This window comes from Desemzia sp. FAM 23988 (assembly GCF_045528365.1).
Classification (GTDB): domain Bacteria; phylum Bacillota; class Bacilli; order Lactobacillales; family Carnobacteriaceae; genus Desemzia.
In genome coordinates this window covers 1-22945 of sequence record NZ_JBGQQS010000028.1, presented here as the reverse complement: position 1 = coordinate 22945, position 22945 = coordinate 1, and the positions used below count along the sequence as shown (strand labels likewise).

At 38.6% G+C, this 22945-nt stretch carries 17 protein-coding genes and 3 pseudogenes; 2 read left to right on the top strand and 18 right to left on the bottom strand.

Going from position 1 to position 22945, the window contains the following annotated elements; translation table 11 throughout:
* Positions 1-104: 104 nt before the first annotated feature.
* The 9 genes and pseudogenes from ACEN4L_RS12115 to ACEN4L_RS12075 form a co-directional block, all read right to left on the bottom strand.
* Complete coding sequence (locus tag ACEN4L_RS12115) at positions 105-2318, bottom strand: RelA/SpoT family protein (protein ID WP_407096762.1); 2214 nt, start codon at positions 2316-2318, stop codon at positions 105-107.
* Between the two features lie 111 nt (positions 2319-2429).
* Positions 2430-3113, bottom strand: coding sequence for a deoxyribose-phosphate aldolase (deoC, locus tag ACEN4L_RS12110; protein WP_407096761.1), 684 nt, complete (start codon positions 3111-3113; stop codon positions 2430-2432).
* 67 nt (positions 3114-3180) lie between these two features.
* A complete protein-coding gene (locus ACEN4L_RS12105; protein WP_407096760.1) occupies positions 3181-3942 on the bottom strand; it encodes a 16S rRNA (uracil(1498)-N(3))-methyltransferase in 762 nt (253 codons plus the stop codon).
* Positions 3943-3945: 3 nt separating this feature from the next.
* A complete protein-coding gene (gene prmA, locus ACEN4L_RS12100; protein WP_407096759.1) occupies positions 3946-4893 on the bottom strand; it encodes a 50S ribosomal protein L11 methyltransferase in 948 nt (315 codons plus the stop codon).
* Positions 4894-4923: 30 nt separating this feature from the next.
* Positions 4924-5412, bottom strand: coding sequence for a DUF3013 family protein (locus ACEN4L_RS12095; protein ID WP_407096758.1), 489 nt, complete (start codon positions 5410-5412; stop codon positions 4924-4926).
* A 25-nt stretch (positions 5413-5437) separates the two neighbouring features.
* Entirely contained in the window at positions 5438-6049 is a 612-nt protein-coding gene (locus ACEN4L_RS12090; protein WP_407096757.1) for a DNA-3-methyladenine glycosylase, read from the bottom strand.
* 174 nt (positions 6050-6223) lie between these two features.
* Positions 6224-8095: pseudogene (locus ACEN4L_RS12085) on the bottom strand (ABC transporter ATP-binding protein).
* A 4-nt stretch (positions 8096-8099) separates the two neighbouring features.
* Positions 8100-9836, bottom strand: a pseudogene (locus ACEN4L_RS12080) (ABC transporter ATP-binding protein).
* Between the two features lie 22 nt (positions 9837-9858).
* On the bottom strand, positions 9859-10305 hold the full coding sequence (locus ACEN4L_RS12075) for a MarR family winged helix-turn-helix transcriptional regulator (RefSeq protein ID WP_407096756.1): 447 nt from the start codon (positions 10303-10305) through the stop codon (positions 9859-9861).
* 409 nt (positions 10306-10714) lie between these two features.
* Here ACEN4L_RS12075 and ACEN4L_RS12070 point away from each other — a divergent pair, with 409 nt between their 5' ends.
* Positions 10715-11275, top strand: a complete 561-nt coding sequence (locus tag ACEN4L_RS12070) for a DUF5067 domain-containing protein (protein WP_407096755.1) — start codon at positions 10715-10717, stop codon at positions 11273-11275.
* 154 nt (positions 11276-11429) lie between these two features.
* Here the strand turns inward: ACEN4L_RS12070 and lepA are convergent, their stop codons facing one another.
* The 7 genes from lepA to truB all read right to left on the bottom strand — a co-directional run bounded on the left by lepA (position 11430) and on the right by truB (position 20431).
* Positions 11430-13253 carry a translation elongation factor 4 gene (lepA, locus tag ACEN4L_RS12065; protein ID WP_407096754.1) on the bottom strand — a complete coding sequence of 608 codons (1824 nt, stop codon included), beginning with the start codon at positions 13251-13253 and terminating at the stop codon, positions 11430-11432.
* A 185-nt stretch (positions 13254-13438) separates the two neighbouring features.
* The gene (gene dnaJ, locus ACEN4L_RS12060) at positions 13439-14584 is read right to left on the bottom strand and encodes a molecular chaperone DnaJ (protein ID WP_407096753.1); all 1146 of its coding nucleotides are present in this window, start codon (positions 14582-14584) and stop codon (positions 13439-13441) included.
* 172 nt (positions 14585-14756) lie between these two features.
* Positions 14757-16589 carry a molecular chaperone DnaK gene (gene dnaK, locus ACEN4L_RS12055; protein WP_407096752.1) on the bottom strand — a complete coding sequence of 611 codons (1833 nt, stop codon included), beginning with the start codon at positions 16587-16589 and terminating at the stop codon, positions 14757-14759.
* 73 nt (positions 16590-16662) lie between these two features.
* Positions 16663-17232, bottom strand: coding sequence for a nucleotide exchange factor GrpE (gene grpE / locus ACEN4L_RS12050; RefSeq protein ID WP_407096751.1), 570 nt, complete (start codon positions 17230-17232; stop codon positions 16663-16665).
* A gap of 17 nt (positions 17233-17249) precedes the next feature.
* A complete protein-coding gene (gene hrcA / locus ACEN4L_RS12045; RefSeq protein WP_407096750.1) occupies positions 17250-18290 on the bottom strand; it encodes a heat-inducible transcriptional repressor HrcA in 1041 nt (346 codons plus the stop codon).
* Positions 18291-18539: 249 nt separating this feature from the next.
* Complete coding sequence (gene ribF / locus ACEN4L_RS12040; RefSeq protein ID WP_407096749.1) at positions 18540-19496, bottom strand: riboflavin biosynthesis protein RibF; 957 nt, start codon at positions 19494-19496, stop codon at positions 18540-18542.
* 17 nt (positions 19497-19513) lie between these two features.
* Positions 19514-20431 carry a tRNA pseudouridine(55) synthase TruB gene (gene truB / locus ACEN4L_RS12035; RefSeq protein ID WP_407096748.1) on the bottom strand — a complete coding sequence of 306 codons (918 nt, stop codon included), beginning with the start codon at positions 20429-20431 and terminating at the stop codon, positions 19514-19516.
* Between the two features lie 196 nt (positions 20432-20627).
* Here truB and ACEN4L_RS12030 point away from each other — a divergent pair, with 196 nt between their 5' ends.
* Positions 20628-21464, top strand: a complete 837-nt coding sequence (locus ACEN4L_RS12030; protein ID WP_407096747.1) for a DegV family protein — start codon at positions 20628-20630, stop codon at positions 21462-21464.
* Between the two features lie 127 nt (positions 21465-21591).
* Here the strand turns inward: ACEN4L_RS12030 and ACEN4L_RS12025 are convergent, their stop codons facing one another.
* Together ACEN4L_RS12025 and ACEN4L_RS12020 are read right to left on the bottom strand one after the other, a co-directional pair.
* Positions 21592-22155 carry a DUF421 domain-containing protein gene (locus ACEN4L_RS12025; protein ID WP_407096746.1) on the bottom strand — a complete coding sequence of 188 codons (564 nt, stop codon included), beginning with the start codon at positions 22153-22155 and terminating at the stop codon, positions 21592-21594.
* 344 nt (positions 22156-22499) lie between these two features.
* Positions 22500-22945: pseudogene (locus tag ACEN4L_RS12020) on the bottom strand (UPF0236 family transposase-like protein); the annotation flags it as partial.

Sequence of the window (22945 nt, the reverse complement as noted above, 5' to 3'; positions counted from 1 at the left end):
CATCTTATAGTACAAAAAGCGCATTCTAAGTCCGCAAATTAAGGACACTTTAATATCCTCCTTTGCTGGTCTTAAAATGCGCTTCGATATCCTGTTGCTTGAATTTACGAAGTAATTCTTCGAACTGTGTAAACATCAGGGATATTTTTAATTTTATCGACGATTTTTTCTAATTGATTTAAGTTGACGATACCGATCGTCATCGTAACAGTAGCCATCTTGTTGTTGTCTATGCGGCCATTTACATTGCTGAGATTTTTTGTCTGTGTATTGACGACTTGTAAAATCTCATTCAATAAACCAGAACGATTGTATCCTTCAACTTGTAATTCAGCATTGTATTCTTTTCCAGCATTTGAAGTATCTTCCCACTCTACTTCGATCAGACGGTCTTCGACTTCTGGTGAAGCATGTACGTTCGGACAGTCTTTACGGTGGATTGAAATACCGCGGCCTTTGGTAATGTAACCAACGATTTCATCCCCCGGGACAGGACTGCAGCAGCGGCTCAAACGAGTTAAGAGATTGTTTACTCCTTGAATGACCACCCCGCCATCATGTCGGATCTTCATTTTTTCTGGTTCAGCTTTTTTGGGTTTTAATTCGATCGTTTCAAGTTCCATGAATTTTTCATCATTTTTTCGATCGCGTCTTTCTTTTTCCGTCAAACGGTTGGCTACTACCAAAGCAGTCAGTTCGCCGTAACCAATAGCCGCAAGCAAATCATCTTCGGTCGTGAAATTAAATCTTTCCAAAAGTTTTTTCATATTACTTTTATTCATGAATTCTTTTGGTTGGAAACCCATTTCTAACAACTGCTTCTCCACTAAATCGCGACCTTTGGTGATATTTTGTTCACGGTCTTGTAATTTGAAAAAGCGTTTGATTTTATTTCTTGCTTTAGAAGTAGAAACAAAGTTGAGCCAGTCACGACTTGGTCCATAAGAATTGGTAGACGTTAAAATTTCTACAATATCCCCGGTCTTCAGCTTGTAGTTCAATGGAACGATTTTCCCATTGATTTTTGCTCCTACTGCTTTATTTCCGATTTCAGTATGCACACTGTAAGCAAAGTCTAACGGTCCTGAACCAGATGGCAGTTCCGTAACATCCCCTTTTGGTGTAAAAACATAGACTTTATCTTTAAAAATGTCCTCTTTTACACTTTGCATAAATTCATTGGCATCAATTGATTCGTCTTGCAACTCAATGATATCACTAAACCAAGACAGTTTATTACTGACTTGTTCGCCATCTATTTTCTTCGTGATACCTTCTTTATAAGCCCAATGCGCCGCAACCCCGTACTCAGCAATGTGGTGCATCTCTGCAGTACGAATCTGTACTTCTACTGGATTGCCGCCAGGACCAATGACAGTGGTATGCAAAGACTGATACATATTAGCTTTAGGCATCGCGATATAATCTTTGAATCTGCCAGGCATTGGTTTCCAACGCGTATGAATCGCTCCTAAAACCGCATAACAGTCTTTGATCGAACCCACGATTGCACGTATCGCCAGCAAGTCGTAAATTTCATTAAATTGTTTCTTCTGATCTCTCATCTTACGGTAAATAGAATAAATGTGTTTTGGCCGTCCAGTGATTTCCGCTTCCACATTTAAATCATCCACAGATTCTTGTATTTCAGCAATAGCATTCGCAATGTAACGTTCCCGTTCTTCTCGTTTTGAGCTCATTAAATGCACGATACGGTAATATTGTTGTGGATTCAAATAACGCAGCGAAGTATCTTCTAATTCCCACTTGATACGGTTGATCCCTAATCGATCTGCTAAGGGCGCATAGACTTCCAGCGTTTCGTTAGCAATGCGGCGCTGTTTTTCTGGCCGGTGATATTTCAAGGTCCTCAAGTTGTGCAAACGGTCTGCCAACTTGACCATGATCACTCTCATGTCATTTGCCATAGCTAACAACATTTTACGATGATTAGCCGCTTGTTGCTGCTCATGAGATTGAAATTGGATTTTTCCTAGTTTGGTTACACCATCGACCAGTTCAGCAACTTCTTGTGAAAATTCATTAGCAATGTCTTCAAAAGTATAATCTGTGTCTTCTACTACATCATGCAAGAATCCAGTAGCTACTGTGACGGGGTCCATCTTTAATTCAGCTAATATTCCCGCTACCTGGATAGGGTGAGTAATATAAGGTTCGCCCGATTTACGAAACTGCCCTTCATGAGCCTTTCCAGCAAAATCGCTTGCCTTTTTGACAAAAGCCACGTGGTTACTATTCATATAAGTTAAGGTTAGAGCAATAACCTCTTTGGCTGTATATTCTTTATTTTTAGGCATTTTGTCACCTTCTCTTTAATTTACTAATTCGGTATATAAAAATAGCACTCGAATCGAGTGCTATCCAACTGTTTAATCTCACATGTATTATACGCTGAATGGTTGTTTATTTCAATAGCTGCTTGAAGCATCTGATCCGGAAGCTTCGTTGTTCAGCAAAGCGATTCCGTTTGATGAACCTAAACGAGTAGCACCAGCTTCAATAAAGTCTGCAGCATCTTGAGCAGTACGAACTCCGCCGCTGGCTTTAACGCCTAAATCTGGTCCAACAGCACTACGCATCAATTTGATGTCTGTTACTGTAGCTCCCCCGGTTGAAAAACCAGTAGAGGTTTTAACAAAGTCTGCTCCAGCTTTTTTCGCGATTTCGCAAGCTCGAATTTTTTCTTCATCTGACAATAAGCTTGTTTCAATGATGACTTTTGTTAAAGCTTTTCCTTCAGCAGCTTTTACTACGCCTTCAATATCTCGTTCTACAGCAGCATCGTCTTTATCTTTCAACGCTCCGATATTGATGACCATGTCTACTTCAGTGGCGCCGTTTTGGATCGCATTTTTCGCTTCGAAAGCTTTCACTTCAGAAGTAGTTGCTCCTAAAGGAAAACCGATCACTGTACAAACTTCAACGTCTGAATCGTTTAAGTATGCTGCAGCTTTTTTGACCCAAGTAGGATTGACACAAACTGACATAAAATGATGTGCAGCAGCTTCTTCACACAACACTTTGATTTGTTCTTCCGTTGCGTCAGCCTTTAACAATGTATGATCGATATATTTGTTTAACTTTTTTACCACGATACATCCCTCTTTTCTGAATTCTCATTCTTAGTATACCTTACTTTTGTTTTACTGAACAAGACTTTTACAGCCCTTTTAACTCCATTGCAAAAGAAATAGCCGCTAAAGCATACAAAGGAGCTGTCTCTGTTCGTAAAATACGCGGTCCCAGTGAACAAACTGTAAAATTTCGTTCTTCCAATTGACTGATCTCGTTTGGAGACAACCCGCCTTCTGGACCAAACACGATCAAGACCGTATCATCGGGATTCAATTGGCTCAAAGTAGAACGAAAATTTTGCATCTCTCCATTTTTAGCATTTTCTTCGTAAGCTACTAAGCAAAAATCATATTCAGCGCTTTGCTGCAACAGCTCCGTAAACGTAGCTACCGCTTTTACTTCTGGTACTTTCGTCCGGTGAGCTTGTTCAGCAGCTTCTTGAGCGATTTTGCTCAATCGTTCTTGTTTTTTAGCCGCTTTTTTCTGATCCCATTTGACAATAGCGTACTCTGATTTGAACGGCAGGAAAGCATTTGCCCCAAGTTCCGTCCCTTTTTGAACGATCCATTCCAACTTGTCCCCTTTAGGCAATCCGCTGGCGATGGTGATTCGTGCAGGCAATTCTTTGGATTGCGTTTCATCCGCTACCCATTTCAAATGAACTTCATCTTCCAGCACTTGAGCGATCTCAGCTTTAAAGGCCTTGTGATCTGGCAGTACTAGAATAACTTGTTCTTTTTCTTTCATCCGCATGACACGAATCATGTGGTGGTACTGTTCGTCTTGAACGATGATTTCAGCCGTTTGGTAGTCAGACGGCTGTTCTGTTAAGAAATAACGCTGCACCGCTTAATCCTCCTCCACTTTTTGAGCAACAATCGCAAACCAGTCTTTCATTTGCAAAACTTGCAAAATAGTGAAGCCTTGTTTTGCCAATTCTTTTAAAATCAACTCTTTTTTTGATTCTATGATGCCTGAAGTGATAAAGAAGCCGTTTGGTTTCAATACACGCCAAGCATCTGGAATCAACGGCACGATGATTTCAGCTAAAATATTGGCTACAACAATCTCCGCTTCCCTGTCGATACCCTTCAATAAATCATTCGCTGACACATGAATGTTTGTTGCAAAGGTATTTAAGGCTACATTATCCTTAGCCGATCGCACAGCCACTTCATCCAAATCAAACGCATGCACTTCAGCAGCTCCCATAGCCACGCTGGCGATACTTAAAACTCCAGAACCTGTCCCAACATCTAAAATCGTTTCTCCGCCTCTAATATACGTTTCCAACGCTTGTAAGGATAAGCGTGTCGTTGCATGAGTTCCCGTTCCAAATGCCAGACCTGGATCTAATTTGATCACGATTTCTCCATCCATTGCAGGCTGATAATCTTCCCATTGAGGAGCAACCGTTAAATAACGCGTAATTTGTTGCGGATGATAATGTTTCTTCCATGCTGACGCCCAATTTTCTTCCTTAACATCGTTTACTTCTATCACATTCGGTTCGATAGACAAGCCAAAAGATTTCAATAGTTCTATGCGTTGCTTGATTTCAGGCAATAACTCCAACAAGTTTGTGGTTTCAGGAAAATAAGCTTTCACTAAGGAACCTTCTGCTACATATTGCTGATTTTCTAAAATCCGTATTTCACCAAATCCATCATCTGGAGTGGATAAAAAATCTTGTACATTCTCAATAGCTACTCCGCCCGAACCTGCTTCAATAAAAATATTGGATACAGCTTCGATGGCCTCATTTGAGGTATGTACACTTACTTCATTCCATTTCATACTGCTGTTAACTCCTCTCGTTTTAGGCCGTTAAAATTTTGGATAAGGGACTAATTTAGTTTCGTAACGATCGGTAGCTTTTAATGTCTCAATCGTTTGGTGGAAATTTTCTTCTTGCCAGTTCATCTCAAATGTTTCAATATCGGGATTTTGCGCAAATTCCATTAAATTGGTTTGTCCCTCACTAACCACTAAGCGCAATACCTTGATGACAGCATCCAAAAATCCTTGTTCGATACCCTTTTTAACGGAAAACGGGAAAGCTTGTAAGTAGTCATCCAACAAAATTTTCGATTTTTCTGGATCGTAAAAACAGATTACGTCTTCAAATTGAATGCCTTCTTCTTCATTTACGGTTCCTTCTATATCTTGGATTACCATATCCGGATTAGTTTCAGCGTAAATAGTCACAAACAACTCGATCACATGTTGTCTTTTATTCCAATTTACTTCCCAGTCAAATGACGCTTCATTTTCTTCCAAGATTGCTACTAAATAATCGATCATGTCTTTGTTCATCTGAGTACCTTCTCTCTTATATTTTTTACTGCCATCCAAAATCCAAGTCAACAGGTCCCTTTTTTCTCGATACATACGGGTTACCAGCTACTATAAAACGAAGCGGTGCATCTGTCCATTTCCCTTTATTCGGGATACCGATCCTTGATGTAGCAATAATTTCTTTAGGTATACGTCTTTGCTGTGTTGAAAGATACAATGGCGCTTCCCCAATCGATGTTCCGTAATCCTCTTTTGTAATTCCCATGGCTTTCGTTAATTTACCTGGTCCATTAGTCACATTAATCCCAGACATTTTTCTTCTTTCTTCCATCAACTCCACACCGCTGAACGGCTCAATGGCTCGAATCAATATTCCTTGGGGATTTCCAGCTTCTTTGGCAATAATGTTCAACATCGTATGGGTATGCATGTGATAAATATAGATTGTTCCTGCAGGTTGGTACATAGCTTTCAGGCGAGGCGTTTTCCTCAATCCAAAACTATGCGCAGCTTCATCAAATTCTCCAACGTAAGCTTCAGTTTCCACGATCCAACCTGATGTTATCCCTTCGTCTGTTTCTTTGATCAGCAGGCATCCTAATAACTCTTGAGCGATCTCTTCTGTTGCTTTTGTCTGATCTGTCCAAAAATTCATTTAAATCCTCTTTCTATGCTTAACCATTCTATATTATTACGTTCCTTATACAGTATACAATAAATTGCCACACAGGTGAAAAGAAACTCATCTTTGTTTGTCGATAGATACCCGTTATCTTCAACTAAAAAAGAACTCTCCATGATAGTGGAAAGCTCTTTTCAAATTTATTCATCAGTTCATTTCAAACGCACCTGTATAAAGTTGGTAATATTCTCCTTTTTGAGAAATCAACTCATCATGATTTCCACGTTCAATAATTCTACCTTGCTCCATAACCATGATCGCATCCGAATTTCGAACGGTTGAAAGTCGATGAGCAATAACAAAAACAGTCCGGCCTTTCATCAAAGCATCCATTCCACTTTGCACAACGAATTCTGTACGTGTATCAATACTTGAAGTTGCTTCATCCAAAATCAATACCGGTGGATTCGCTACGGCTGCTCTGGCAATTGCAAGCAACTGTCTTTGTCCTTGAGAAAGTGAACCGCCATCACCCGTTAATTCTGTATCATACCCATTTGGCAATTGTCGGATAAAGAAATCCGCATTTACTAATCGAGCAGCAGCTTCAATCTCTTCATCTGTCGCATCTAATCGCCCATAACGGATATTGTCTTTGATCGTTCCTGAGAACAAATGCGTATCTTGCAGTACGATCCCTAAAGATCTTCTAAGATCATCTTTTTTGATTTTTTTGACATCAATACCATCATAAGTGATCGTCCCTTCTTGAATATCGTAGAAGCGATTGATCAAGTTGGTAATCGTTGTCTTTCCTGCTCCAGTTGCACCTACAAAAGCTATTTTTTGCCCTGGTTTTGCAAATAAATTAATTTTGTGAAGAATCGTTTTGTTGGAATTGTATCCAAAAGTCACATCTTTAAAACGGACATCACCTGTTAATTCTTTATAAACCGGTTCATTAGCAATAGTGCTTTGTTTCCAAGCCCAATTGCCTGTACGGTGATCTGCTTCTTCGATGGCCCCGTCAGCTTGTTTAACGATATTGACTAACTCGATCGTTCCAGTATCCTCTTCTGGTTTTTCATCTAACAAATTAAAAATACGCTCCGCACCTGCTAAGGACAAAATAATCGCATTAAATTGTTGTGAAATCTGTGCTACAGGCATAGTGATACTTTTTGTGAATTGAACAAAAGAAGCAATACTTCCTACAGTTAAAGCAGTCAAACCTGTAATCGAAAGAACCGCACCCATAACTGCTGTCAACAAATACATAAAGTTTCCGATGTTTCCCATGATCGGCATTAAAATATTGGCGTAAGTGTTGGCTTTTGTGGCATTTTCTCTAAGGTCTTCATTCAATTTGCTAAAATCAGCAATAGCTTCGTCTTCATGGTTAAAGACTTTAACGACTTTTTGTCCTTCGATCATCTCTTCTACATAACCATTTAACGTACCTAATGCGGCTTGTTGGATAGAGAAGAATCGACCGCTTTTGCTGCCTATCGTTCGGATAACAGCTACCATGATTCCAACCATACATAAAACGAATAGTGTCATTGGAACATTAATAATGAACATCGCAATAATGATCGATAAAATCATGATCAGCGAAGAAAAAATCTGTGGGATCGATTGACTGATCATTTGTCTCAGAGTATCTGTATCGTTGGTGTAATGACTCATAATATCTCCGGTAGCAGTGCTGTCAAAATAACGAATGGGCAGAGATTCCATATGTGTAAACATTTCATCTCAAATATCTTTCAAGATTCCTTGGGATACCGTAACCATCGTTCGGTTAAAGATATAGGTAAATACTGCTCCAGTTAGGTACAGTAACGCCATTAAACCAATGATACGCGCTAAATTAGAGTAATCGGGAGTTTGTTGAGACAGAAGCGGCGCGATGTAGTCATCGATCAATGTCTTTGTAAAACTGATCCCGATCGCATTGGTTGCTGCACTGATAATAATACTGACGATAACAATGATGATCCGCAGTTTGTATTGCTTAGTGGCATACGAAAGGATTCGTTTAAATATTTTTAATGGGCTAACAGTTGGTTTAGACATCGGTTTATTCTTCAACTATCGTCCCTCCTTTTACTTGAGAATCATGAACTTCTTTATAGATTTTATTCGTTTGCAAGAGTTCTTCGTGGGTCCCGATTCCGTTGATTTTGCCTTCATCTAATACGATGATGCGGTCAGAATCTTGAATGGAAGAAATACGTTGTGCCACAATAATTTTAGTGGTATTTGGGATCTCTTCTATAAAGGCTCTTCGGATATACGCATCTGTTTTGGTATCCACCGCACTGGTTGAATCATCTAAAATCAAGATTTTAGGTTGTTTCAACAATGCTCGTGCAATCGTCAATCGTTGTTTTTGACCACCAGATACATTGGATCCGCCTTGATCTAAGACTGTTTCATAAGTATCCGGAAAACCTTGAACAAAATCATCTGCTTGAGCTAATTTGGCCACACGTTGAACTTCTTCTTTGGAAGCTTGTTTATCTCCCCATTTTAAATTTTCCATAATCGTTCCAGAAAACAAGGTGTTTTTTTGCAGCACCATAGCAATCTGATCACGCAAGGTCACTAGATCATATTCTTTTACATTGTGTCCAGAAACATAGACTTCCCCTTCAGACACATCATACAATCGAGGGATCAACTGAATGAGGGAACTTTTTCCGCTACCAGTTCCACCAATGATACCGATCGTTTCACCAGACTTGATCGTAAAATTGATCTGACTTAAATCCGCTTCTTCAGATTCTTCGTTGTATTTGAATTGAACATTTCTAAATTCAATCTCCCCATTTTCAATCGTCTTACGAGGATTTTCGGGATTTGTCAATGTAGCTTTTTCTTTTAACACTTCGGCAACCCGTTCTACCGAAGCTTCAGAAATAACGATCATGACAAAAATCATTGAAATCATCATGATACTGCTTAGAATTTGCATCATGTAAGTAATAAAACTGGTCAGCTCTCCTGTACTCATAGTTCCGCCAACCACATATTTTGCTCCAAACCAATAAACAAGAAGCAAACAAGAATAAATAGCGATTTGCATCACTGGAGCATTAAGAGCAGTGATTTTTTCAGCTTTGGTAAATAAATCTTTGATATCTGTTGAAGCAATCTTAAACTTTTCAATTTCTTTTTCTTCTCATACAAAGGATTTTACAACACGTACTCCATTGATATCCTCTTGCACCGTTTGATTTAAACGATCGTATTTTTTGAACACTTCAATAAAATAAGGATGCACACGATAAATTAGTCCGATTAAAATAAATGCTACAATAGGAACAATAATTAAAATCGTTAATGATAATCTCAAATTCGTATACGCAGCCATTGCAAAAGCAAAGGCAATCATAAAAGGAGCTCGAATAATAGTCTTTAGTACCATTTGAAAAGCCATTTGAATATTTGTGATATCGGTCGTCAGTCTGGTAATCAGACTAGAAGAAGAATATTTGTCAATATTATCAAATGCAAAGGTTTGGATATTCTCGTAGATGTCTTGACGGAGATTGGCAGAAAAACCTACCGCGGCATCAGAAGAAAATTTTCCGCCTAGTACTCCAAACAACATAGATAAGCAGGCCATTAAAAACATCACCAAACCTATCTTTAAAACATACCCCAAGTCGCCTTCAATCAATCCTTGGTCAATGATTTTTGCCATCAAAAAAGGAATAAAAATTTCTACTGCAACTTCTAATGCCATAAATAACATGGTCAAGTAAGAGGGTTTCTTATATTGGCGTAATGATTTTACTAACGTTTTATACATTTCTTTCCTTCTTTCCCTTTAACTAACTGAGCAAATTCGATTGCTCCATTAAATTGTATATTCGGTAAATCGTTTTTATCGTCAGACGAATGTCCTCTTCAGGGATATCTTTTAAAATCTCACTATTTTTTTCGTGAAAATCACTAACGACTTTTTGATGTAAAGCTAACCCTTTCTCGGTTAAATAAATATTTACGACTCGTTTATCTTCTTGATTGGTTTCTTTTTTGATATAGCCCAGATCCTCTAGTGTCGCGATATTTTTAGTAATACTTGGTAAAGTTACACCGATCGTTTCAGCAATGTCGCTGATTCGGACCTCCCTCAACTCTTTTGATAAGTTGTATAAGGTTTTAATAATATAAACGTGTCTTTTCTGCACTTCAGGAGGAGGTTCAGGCAAAAAACGCATCGTGTGTTTTGCACTAAAACAAGCGTCAATGTATTCTTCCGATAGTTGTCTATCCATTTCTTTTTTGCTCCTTTCTCTTTAAGTTACCTAATATAATTACTACAAGTAACTATATTACCAAAAAAATGGACAAATAGGTAGAAAAACTGAATAAAAATCTTCTGTCAACAAACCTTATATTTCCATATAGCATTCTTCTTCCCCTATTTTATGTACAGCTTAAATCTTGGACACATACTGCTTTTATGCAAAACCTTTCTTACTTAATTTGTTCTATTTCTGTATAAATAATATCTTGTAGGCGGCTTATATGATAATATAAGTTTCATGGAACCGATAAACTGGCAGTTTTTTTGCTTTTTAATTTCCATCCAATACATGCATCATTACAGGAGCTATTTGGAAATCCTTTAATATAGCAAGGTGGTTCATTTATAAGAAAAAGAGTTTTTAGAAGGAGTTACGCATGAATAAACTGAAATTAGTCTCATTATTAGGGCTTTGTGGTTTGGTGCTTGCAGCTTGTAGAGAGAAACAAACTGCTGAAAAATTTGCTGCTGATACTGAAAATACAGCTGAAGCAGAATCAAACGAAAAAAGTTCTGAACAAGTATTAGAAGTTAACACAACTCTTTATGAAGGCATGAATGGAACTTATGAAATTCTTGAAATTGAGCAATTACAAAGTGCTCTGTTCCCTGACAAACAAATCATGGCACTTACCATTAATTACACTAATACGACTGAAGATACACAAAGTCCGTGGTTGGCTTGGGCTTTCGATATAGCCGCTAGTCAAGAAACTGAAGTGACAGTCGAAACTTTGGATGGAGCGAATGGACAATTTCCTGAGGGTTATAAAACAGAAGCGGTCAAATTGGGAGAAGCTGAAATTAAACCAGGAGCTACAGTAGAAGTTGTCATCGGTCACGAAATTCTCTACCCTGGCCAACCTGTGTTCTTGAAAGATTTGAGTTTATTGGAAGACAACGGAGAAAAATTTTCCAGAGAAATTACCACTGAATAAAAAAGAGGCTTCGGCCTTTTTTTTTCGTTAAAAAATGCTCCCTTTCAAAATCTATCCAATAGATTTTGAAAGGGAGCATGACAGAAAGATTCATTTTTCGAGCTGTTATTTAGTGAGTTAACTCTTGCTAAATAGATAGAGATGAAGCAATCTATTATTCTTCGTCGATATTCAATACAGACATGAACGCTTCTTGAGGAATCTCCACAGAACCGACTTGTTTCATCCGTTTTTTTCCTTTTTTCTGTTTGTTCAATAATTTTTGGCGTCTCGTTGGATCCCCACCATATAGTTTAGCAGTAACGTCTTTACGGAACGCTTTGATTGTTGAACGAGCTACGATTTTTTGTCCAATAGCTGCTTGAACAGGGATTTCAAACATTTGACGAGGAATGGTTTTCTTCAATTGCTCTACAATGGCTTTCCCGCGATCATAAGCAAAATCTTTGTGGACAATAAAACTTAACGCATCCACTTGTTCACTATTTAATAAAATATCCATTTTCGATAAATTGCTTTGTTTGTAACCGATAATTTCATAGTCCAAAGAAGCATAGCCTTTAGTACTTGATTTTAGACGGTCAAAGAAGTCATAAACGATTTCAGACAATGGCAATTCATAAACGACATTTACTCGAATATCATCCAAGTAATCCATCGTCATAAAATTCCCCCGTTTGCGTTGGCAAATTTCCATTACCGCACCTACGTACTCATTCGGTACCATGATGTTGGCTTTAACGTAAGGTTCTTCTACAGATGCGATTTTAACCGGTTCTGGCATTTCTGAAGGATTCGATACGACCAGTTCTTCTCCGTTCGTCAAATTCACATGATAGATTACAGATGGTGCTGTAGTAATCAAGTCTAAGTTGAATTCGCGTTCCAAACGTTCTTGAACGACATCCATATGCAACATTCCTAAGAACCCGCAACGGAACCCAAATCCAAGAGCTTGAGAAGTTTCAGTTTCAAATTGCAAAGCAGCATCATTCAATTCCAATCTTTCTAATGCTTCACGCAAATCTCCAAATCGAGATGAATCAGTTGGATACATTCCACAAAATACCATCGGTGTTAATCTGCGGTAACCTTCTAAGGGTTCTTCTGCTGGATTATCCGCTAATGTAATCGTATCTCCAACTCGTGTGTCTTGAACTGTTTTGATATTGGCGGTAACATATCCTACATCTCCAACCATCAAGTAATCACGTTTGATCGGTTTAGGAGAAAAGACACCCACTTCTGAAACTTCGAACGTTTTTCCATTACTCATCAGTTTCATAGTATCTCCAGGCTTGATCATACCTTCCGTCACACGGATATTCAACACCACTCCACGATAAGCATCGTAAGCAGAGTCAAAAATCAAGGCTTTCAACGGATTGTCCACGTCTCCTGAAGGAGCTGGCACTTTTTTTACGATTTCTTCTAGTATCTCTTCAATTCCGATGCCAGATTTGGCACTAGCCAATACAGCTTCACTCGCATCAATTCCGATCACATCTTCGATTTCTGTTCTGACTTTTTCCGGATCCGCTGCCGGCAAATCGATTTTATTGATAACGGGCAAAATTTCCAAATCATTGTCCAATGCTAAATATACGTTGGCCATTGTTTGAGCTTCGATACCTTGAGCCGCATCTACGACTAAAATAGCCCCTTCACAGGCCGCTAAACTACGAGATACTTCGTACGTAAAGTCGACGTGTCCTGGAGTGTCGATTAAATGAAATGTATACGTTTCTCCATCTTTAGCTGTATAGTTCAGTTCAACAGCATTCAGCTTGATAGTGATACCACGTTCTCTTTCTAAATCCATCGAGTCCAGCAATTGTTCATGCATTTCTCTGTCTGCAACAGTATGCGTCATTTGTAAAATACGATCCGCTAACGTCGATTTCCCGTGATCAATATGAGCAATGATCGAGAAATTCCGGATGCGTTTCTGACGTTCCAAATAATCATTTTTATTCATTGGTTATTTCCTGCTTTCATTCAATTATTCCTAAAGTATTCTAGTGAATTATAACAGTCTAAAGGCTAAAATACAATGTTTCGCCTATTCCCCCATTACAAACCCTTCTTAAATGACACTTTAATTTGACTATTTTCCGCATTATGCAAAAAGGAACCTGATTGAGAACAGGTTCCTTTTATTGGTTAGTCTTTTTTGAAGACGTCTTTCATTTTGTTGAAGAAAGAGCCATCTGCTTGTTCATTGATTGAAACATCGCTCACTTTAGCGAATTCTCTCAATAAATCGGCTTGTTTGTCATTTAAACTCTTCGGTGTGACTACATTGACTTTCACGTGTTGATCACCTTGTCCGGTACCTCTTAATCTAGGGGCCCCTTTGCCTTTGATTCGGAAAGTTGTTCCCGTTTGAGTTCCAGCCGGAATTTTCAGTTTCACTTTGCCATGAACAGTAGGAACTTCTATCTCATCCCCTAAAGCTGCTTGGACGAAGTGAATCGGTGTTTCAAAGTAAATTTCAGATCCTCGACGTTGAAATTGTTTGCTTGGTTTCACACGGAAAATCACATACAGATCTCCGTAAGGTCCACCGTTTTTACCAGCTTCACCTTGACCATTTAAGCGCATTTGATCGCCATCTTCTACACCAGCAGGTACTGTTACTTTCACTTTATGAACATCTTTTACATGTCCTGCTCCGCCACAGGTAGGACATTTTTCTTTGATTTCTTGTCCGGTTCCCCCACAAACGTCACAGACTGTACGAGTTTGCATTCTGCCAAGTGGCGTATTTCGTTCCACATTGATCGAACCTGTTCCCGAACATTTTGAACAAGTAACAGGAGAGGTTCCCGGTTTAGCGCCATCCCCATGACAAGTATGACATTCTTGGCTGCGATTGTATTTAATGGTAGTTTGCTTACCAAATACAGCTTCTTCAAACTCTAAGTTAAGAGAGTATTGTAAGTCCTCTCCTTGACGAGGAGCATTTGGGTTGTATCTGCTGCGCCCACCGCCGCCACCGAAGAAAGAATCAAAGATATCTTCAAAACCACCGAATCCAGCACCGCCGCCGAATCCGCCATATCCACCACCAGCTCCAAAGTTCGGGTCTGTACTAGCGTGTCCGTACTGGTCGTAAGCAGCCCGTTTATTGGCATCACTTAATACCTCATAAGCTTCTGCTATCTCTTTAAACTTTTCATCTGCATCCGCTTCTTTATTGATATCTGGATGGTATTTTTTTGATAGTTTTCGATAAGCCTTTTTTATTTCATCATCAGATGCACTTTTAGAAACACCTAAAACTTCATAATAATCTCTTTTTGCCATATTTTCCCTCCGTTAGTACATACAATAACCAACCGTGCTGCTCTATTTGTTACGCATCACAGGTCGTTATTGTTGGGGTTAGTGATAAACCTGCTTTAAGAGCATATCATGATTGAAGAGAAAAAGCCAAAAGCAGTTTGCCCTGGCTTCTTCTCCATTTCAATCAAGGTGCTTATTTGTCGTCATCTACTTCTTCAAAATCTGCATCTACAACATTGTCATCATTTGCTGCTTCAGTTGCTTCGCCTTCTGGGTTGGCAGCTTGTTGAGCAGCAGCAGCTTGTTCGTATAATTTAACGGTTAAAGCCTGAACGATTTCATTCAAAGCATCACGTTTCGTTTTCATCTCTTCAAGATTGTCAGCTTCAACAGCAGCTTTCAACTCGTCACGAGCATCTTCAGCTTTTTTCACTTCATCTGCATCAACTTTTCCTTCAAGATCACCTAATGTTTTGTCAACTTGGAACAATAATTGATCGATTTCGTTGCGCAATTCTACTTCTTCTTTACGAGTTTTATCTGCTTCAGCATTTGCTTCAGCGTCTTTTACCATACGTTCGATTTCTTCGTCTGTTAAACCTGAAGAAGATTTGATTGTAATGGTTTGTTCTTTGTTTGTACCTAAGTCTTTAGCACTTACGTTAACAATACCGTTTTTGTCGATATCAAATTTAACTTCGATTTGAGGAACACCACGTGGTGCAGCTGGAATATCAGTTAATTGGAAACGGCCTAAAGTTTTGTTGTCTGCAGCCATTGGACGTTCACCTTGCAATACATGTACATCAACAGCTGGTTGGTTGTCAGCAGCAGTTGAGAATACTTGCGCTTTGCTTGTTGGGATCGTTGTATTGCGATCGATCAATTTAGTGAACACGCCGCCCATTGTTTCGATACCTAATGATAATGGCGTAACATCTAATAATACGATGTCTTTAACATCACCAGAGATAACTCCACCTTGGATAGCAGCACCCATTGCTACTACTTCATCCGGGTTAACAGACTTGTTTGGTTCTTTACCAGATTCAGCACGTACAGCTTCGACAACAGCTGGGATACGAGTAGATCCACCAACTAAGATGACTTCATCGATATCTGATTTGCTTAATCCAGCATCTTTAAGAGCTTGTTGTACAGGTTTTTTAGTACGTTCTACAAGGTCATAAGTCAATTCGTCGAATTTAGCACGAGTCAAGTTCATTTCTAAGTGCAATGGACCAGCTTCTCCAGCAGTGATAAATGGCAAGCTGATTTGAGTTGAAGTAACACCTGATAAATCTTTTTTAGCTTTTTCAGCAGCATCTTTCAAACGTTGTACAGCCATTTTGTCTTTTGATAAGTCAATGCCGTTTTCTTTTTTAAATTCAGCTACTAAGTGAGCAATGATTTTATCATCAAAATCATCTCCACCTAATTCATTATCTCCAGAAGTAGACAATACATCGAAGACACCGTCACCTAATTCAAGGATAGATACGTCAAATGTACCACCACCAAGGTCAAATACTAATACTTTTTCTTCTTTGTCTGTTTTATCCAAACCGTAAGCTAATGCAGCTGCAGTTGGTTCGTTAACGATACGTTCTACTTCTAAACCAGCGATTTTACCAGCATCTTTAGTAGCTTGACGTTGTGCATCGTTAAAGTAAGCTGGTACAGTAACAACAGCTTTAGTAACTGCTTCGCCTAAATAAGATTCAGCGTATCCTTTGATGTATTGTAGAATATTTGCTGAGATTTCTTGAGGAGTGAATTTTTTACCATCTACTTCTACAGAGTAATCTTCACCCATGTGACGTTTGATAGATGCGATCGTATTTGGGTTGGTAATTGCTTGACGTTTAGCAACTTCCCCTACTTGGATTTCTCCGTTTTTAAAGGCTACAACTGAAGGAGTTGTACGATTTCCTTCTGGGTTAGGAATGATTTTTGCTTCTCCACCTTCTAATACTGCTACAGCAGAGTTTGTTGTACCTAAATCAATACCGATAATTTTTGCCATCTGTAATCCCTCATTCTTTAATTTTTTTAGTTTTTTAATCTATCTTCAAAAGCTTCCATTAATTTTGCGGCTTTTATTGAGCCACTACAACCATTGCTGGACGTAAAACACGTTCGTGTAAAGTATACCCTTTTTGATGAACAGTCACAACAGTACCAGCTTCTTGCCCTTCTTCAACGGCAACTGTTTGAACAGCTTGGTGATAATTCGGATCAAAGGCTTCATTCAATGGATCAACTACTTGAACTCCTTCACTTTCGAGAGCCGTTTTGAAACTAGCGTAAACCATTTCGATCCCTTTTTTAAAAGTTTCGTTTTCTTCAGAAGTTTCAATCGACAATGCACGTTCAAGGTTGTCCAATACATTGATCAATTCTTTCGCTAAAGATTGAGAACGGTATTTAGCATCCGTTTCTTTTTCTTTGCGATTTCTCTTTTGGATATTAGCCAATTCAGCTTGTAAACGAAGATAAGCATCTTCTTTTTCTTGCAAGGCTGTTTTTAATTCCGCTAATTCGTCTGTTGTATCCTCTGTATTGACTTCTTCCATAGATTCCTCTGATGTTGTTTCAGCATCTAACTCTTCATTCATTGAAGGGTCTACTGATTCATTTTCTTCTAAATGCGAATCTTTATCTTCCACAATACATAACTCCTTTTTTAGTAGTCATCCATAGAATGGTAATGATCCACTATTTTTTTTGATAATTCATTTCTAAAAACATCCATGAGCCCAATCATTTTGGAATAGGGCATGTTAGTCGGGCCTAATATAGCAATTGTCCCGGTACCTAATTCTTCTACATCATACGTTGCAGAAATCAAACTGAAGTTTTCTAGGATATCAATATTCAACTCATTGCCTATGCGAACTTGAATCTCGTCATTTTGATGACCAAGCAATGATGTCAGGTCATGATTTCCATCCATAAACGAATAAAGAGATTTGAATTGATTGACATTCAGGTTTTCCGAATAATCGAGTATATTCATCCTTCCGCCAATGTGGATGCGTTCTCTTGCGGTTTTTATGAACAGTTCATTGATCAATTCCATCATACCTTCAGCAGTATGCATATATTTATGGATCAATAGCGGCACATCATCTTGCAGTTTTTTAAATACTTCTACTAGAGAACGGCCGACTAATTGGTCATTAAATAAAGAAACGATTTTTTCTAAATTATTCAAATCAAACCCTTTTGGCACTGTGAAAATTTGGTCTTCCACATGACCCTTGTCGGTGACCAGTATGGCCATCACTTTTCGTTCATTCAATGGAACTAAACGGAACCCTGTCAACTTGCTTTCTTTGATTTCAGGTCCTAAGGAGATAGCTGTGTAACTAGTCAAATTAGATAATACTTCAGCTGATTTAACCACAATCTCGTCTAACTGAAAGAATGGATTATCGAAAGCTCTCTGTATTGTTTCCACTTCATCATGATTTACTTTTGCTGGTCTCAATAAATAATCGACGTAAAAACGATACCCTTTTTTAGAAGGAACTCTTCCCGATGAAGAATGCGTTTTTTGAAGAAAACCCATTTCTTCTAAACGAACCATTTCATTACGGATCGTTGCGGAACTCGCTACGATGTCAGTTTCTTCAAGCAGCGTTTTAGACCCTATCGGATGACCGTACTGCGTAAATAAAATCACGATAGCTCTGAGGATTGAAATTTGTCTTTCCGTTAACATATGCCTCACCTCTTTTTTTAGCACTTCAATTAAATGAGTGCTAACACAATTAATAATTTATCAAATAATAGCACTCTTGTCAATGGTTGCACCTAAAATTTCTGACTATTTTTGACTTTCTTATTGGTAAATCACCGAAAAAGAACCAGCCCTATGGGAATATTTTTTCAACTCTCAGTAAAACAAACTCAACTCCCAATATCCAGAACATGCGCTGCTGGTCATCGAGAGTTGATCTTAGTGACTTTTTTAATTTTTCGTTGTGTCCAACTGTTTAAAATAGTTTCGTACATCTATTTCATCTTGTGCTAACTGAGCGATTAAGGCTTCAACAGATGGGAATTTTTTTTCTTCCCGAATGTATTCATGCCATTCAACAGAAACTTTTTCCCCGTAGATGGCACTATTGAAATCAAATATATTGACTTCTACAGACAATTGGCGATTGGCTTCAAAGGTAATGTTGTATCCAATAGAAGCCATCCCTTCATGCCACGTCTTGCCGATTTTGATTCGAACAGCATATACACCTACTTTAGGCAGCCCTATACCAGAATCAGTATCAATATTAGCTGTAGGATAACCTAGTAATCTGCCCCGAGCATCTCCATGGATAACGATACCAGGTGTTTGGTAAATATAGCCAAGCATGTCATTCGCTTCTGCTATATCTCCGTCTACCAACGCTTTCCGGATTCGGGTAGAACTGATTTTTTCTCCATCTCCTGTTACCTTGCCTACCTCAACGACATCGAATTTTCCCTTAGCGTATCCAGGCAAGTGCTCCATAGAAGCGATCTCCTTTTTCCCGTAAGTGTAATCAAATCCAGCCACTACAGTGACTGCATGTAAGCCGATAATGTATTGGTCTACAAAATCTTGAGGCGTTAGAGCAGCGAAAGAGGAGGTGAAATCGACTTCATATAAATAATCCACGCCCAGTTCAGCCATAAATTCTTCTTTTCTTTCTGTAGTAGATAAATACGTGATCGCTTCTGGATTTATTTTTTTAAATACAATAGAAGGGTGTTGATTAAACGTCATCAATGCTAATTCAACATTTTTTTCTTCGGCCATTTTCTTAGCTCTTGAAATAACGGTTCGATGTCCTTTATGGACGCCATCAAAAAAACCAAGTGCGAGGACTACTGGTTTAGTTGGAATTGTTTCTTTTTGATAAGGATGGTGAATTTTAATAATCTCCATTTTTAGGACTCCTTCATTTAAACTGATGTTCGCAATACTTTGATGGGTTTCAATAAATCCGGTTTCGTAGGGTGTTCACCGTAAATACTGCGGGCTCTTCCTTGATACATCAATACGACTGGAAAAGAAACTTCTTTTGAAAAAGTTTCAATAGGCAGTACAGCACCATTTTTTACTTTTTCCCACAATTCTTCTGTCATTTCTTTTGTATCCATATCGCCAAGGGCATACTCTAATGGATACAAACGATCTTCTATCATTTCTTCTTGCATCAATTCAGCCACTTGATCTAACGTTAAGCAGTCTTTGACTGAAAACGTACCACTTTTCACACGTGTCAAATCAGACATATGCGCCGGGTAGCCTAACTTTTCTCCTAAGTCTACCGCTAACGTACGCACATAAGTCCCTTTTCCGCAGTCCACTTCAAATGTCCAAGAAACGGTTTGTTGCTCATTGTTCATTACAGGTTCAGAAGTTCGAACAAATCGATGAATAGCGACTTCTCTTTTTGGGCGTTCTACTTCTTCACCAGCTCTAGCGTATTCATATAATTTACGCCCATTGACTTTAATCGCAGAATACATTGGAGGGATTTGAATAATATTCCCCGTCATGTCTTGCATCATTTGATCAATAGCGTCATTTGACGGCACTTCTGTTACCGGAAGCGAGTCGACTACCTCACCACTCTTATCTTCTGTCGTCGTGCTAAATCCAATGGTGATTTCTCCCACATAAGCTTTTCCGGTTTCCATCATATATTCTACTACTTTAGTTGCTCTGCCGATACAAATCGGCAAGACTCCATCAACATCTGGATCTAATGTGCCCGTATGTCCTATTTTCTTTGTTTTAAGTATTTTTCTTAATTTAAAAACGCAATCATGACTTGTCATGCCACGTTCTTTCCATAATGGCAAAATGCCTTCCATTATCAATCCCTACTTTCTCTATTAGCCTTTACTAGTATAACATAATTCTTTCCATGACTTAACTATTCCTAACAGCATTTTGATGGATTACATATACTGATATTCGGTCTTTGCTCCTCTTTTGAGAAATCTTTTGATATAATCAATATAGTACTTGATAGTACTTGGATTAACGTTTTTACAGGAGGAGTTAGATATGACACAGATTAAAATCATGACGGATTCAACAGTCCAATTGTCTCAAGAAGAACAAGAAAAGTATGGGATCACGGTTATCCCCTTATCAGCGATGATTCAAAATACTCAGTATTATGACAACCAAACAATCAGTAAAGCTGAATTTTTACAAAAAATGACTGATAGTCCAATTTTGCCTAAGACTTCTCAACCAGCTGTCGGCCAATTCCTCGAGTTGTACAATCAGCTCGGTGCTGATGGAAGTGAAATACTATCGATCCATGTAGCGGATTATTTAAGTGGAACCTATTCAGCAGCAGTTCAAGCAAGCAGTATGACCAGATCAACTGTAACGGTAAGAAACAGCGGTTCTGTTGATCGAGCAATGGCTTATCAAGTATTGACAGCTGCAGAAATGGCGCAAAACAACGCCAGTATGGAAGAGATTTTGACAGCGTTGGATAAATTAAAAGAAACTATTGCTTTCTATGTAGGAATTGTAGATTTGGAAAACTTGATCAAAGGTGGACGTATAGGAAAAGTACTGGGTCATTTTTCGACTCTGCTGAATGTGAAATTGATGTTGGAAGTAACTGATGAAAGCTTAGTTCCTGTAACCAAAGGGCGAGGGTTAAAAGCTTTGAAGAAAAAATTCAATGAAATTGTCCAAACGATGAAGGACCGCGGCGATATACAACACATCGGACTCACGCACGTTGGACTAACTGACTTTACAGAAGAATTGATCTCGGAACTAAAAGCAGCATTTCCCAATGTTGCCTATCATATCGCTTACGCCAGTCCTACTCTGATGACTCATGCCGGCAAAGACGCTTTTGCTATTTCCTATATGTAATGGGCTTAACCCCTAAAGCGGTGTGTACCATAACAAATAAAAAATGGTTGTGAAAGCTGGAATATGCTCAAATGGCAGAACTAAAAAAAGCTGAGAAAGAGAGTTCTTCCTCAGCTTTTTTTGCAACCTACAAATATTTCGTGATCTCATCTTCAAATCCAGACGTCACATCTTGAATAACAGATAGATCTCCATTTGCCTCTAATAAAACGGCATAGATTTGATCTGAAGTAGTTCCTGCTTCTCTTCGGATAGCAGATAAGATTTCTTCTTTATTAACACGCCCTTTTTGCATATTCTCTGTTATATATTCCCCTTTGAGAAAGACGATTTTCGGAACAGGATTGGTTTTTGGGTACAGTTTTTTCCATTTAACCAAGATTTTCGATAATCCATATTGCATAAAAAGCAAAACAATAATAGCTGAAACTCCATTGATCAAATTGATTTCCTCTAAAAGCACCGTAGAAGAAATAATAGAACCAATCGTGAATGTGGCGATCATATCATATACACTAAAGCTGGATACACTTCTGCTGCCAAATAACTTTAACGAAATAACCAAAACAAAATAAATCATAATCGTCGTCAATATTATTCTGCCTGTTGATCCCCATCCATTGAACAATAATTTCGGGAGATTTAAAAATTCCTCAATCTTTGTAAAAATATTCGATAACCATGTTAACACGCTTATCACTTCTCCTTTCTATTAACCCTTTTTAGTGTAACAAAAAAAGTTGAGCGACTGAAATGAGAATGGTTGGTGTTTGTGTCAAGTTTTTCTCGAGCGTCCTATTACTCCGCTAGTTTAGGCACTCTATTTTTGTACACTTGTCAGCTACCGCACGGCTCCGCCGCTTGCTGGCCCATCTTTTGGAAGAACGTTCCTAAAACCAGGAACCTTCTCCCAAAAGACAGGAATTAACGAAAACTTTTGATTAATTGTCCTATTGCCGATGAATGAGAGGCATATAATGGAATCGTCCCATTCTTTGCACCAACTGATTGCCGTGTTTTCTCATGCAATAACGACGATAAACGAACCGTTTGTTTCAACTTGCGTTGTTGCCGAGTACTTCTATTTTGCTGATGAAGATAGGCTTCGCGTAAGGTGTGATTGAACATGCCTTGTTTTACTTTTACCATAGCTTCACAGCCTTCTGCGCTCCAATGCATCCCACGTTTTTTCATTCGAAAAGAAATATGCCGTTGATTCGACTCCATTGCGCCTAAACCTCTTGCGTCCTTCGGCACTTGTTCTGCTTTTTCACGCCAGTCGAAAATCCGATCCCAATTCCGTAATACGTATGTTCTGAACGTATTCAATTTTTCCACTGCCGGTGTCTCGTCTAATGTACTTTCATACGTATCCAACCAAATAGTTAATTCATCTAAATCATGCGTTTTTAATGCTTGACGGACATGCTGTTTAAAAACGTTAGTTTGCGATCCAAACGCGCGGTTTAAGCCTTGGAAGA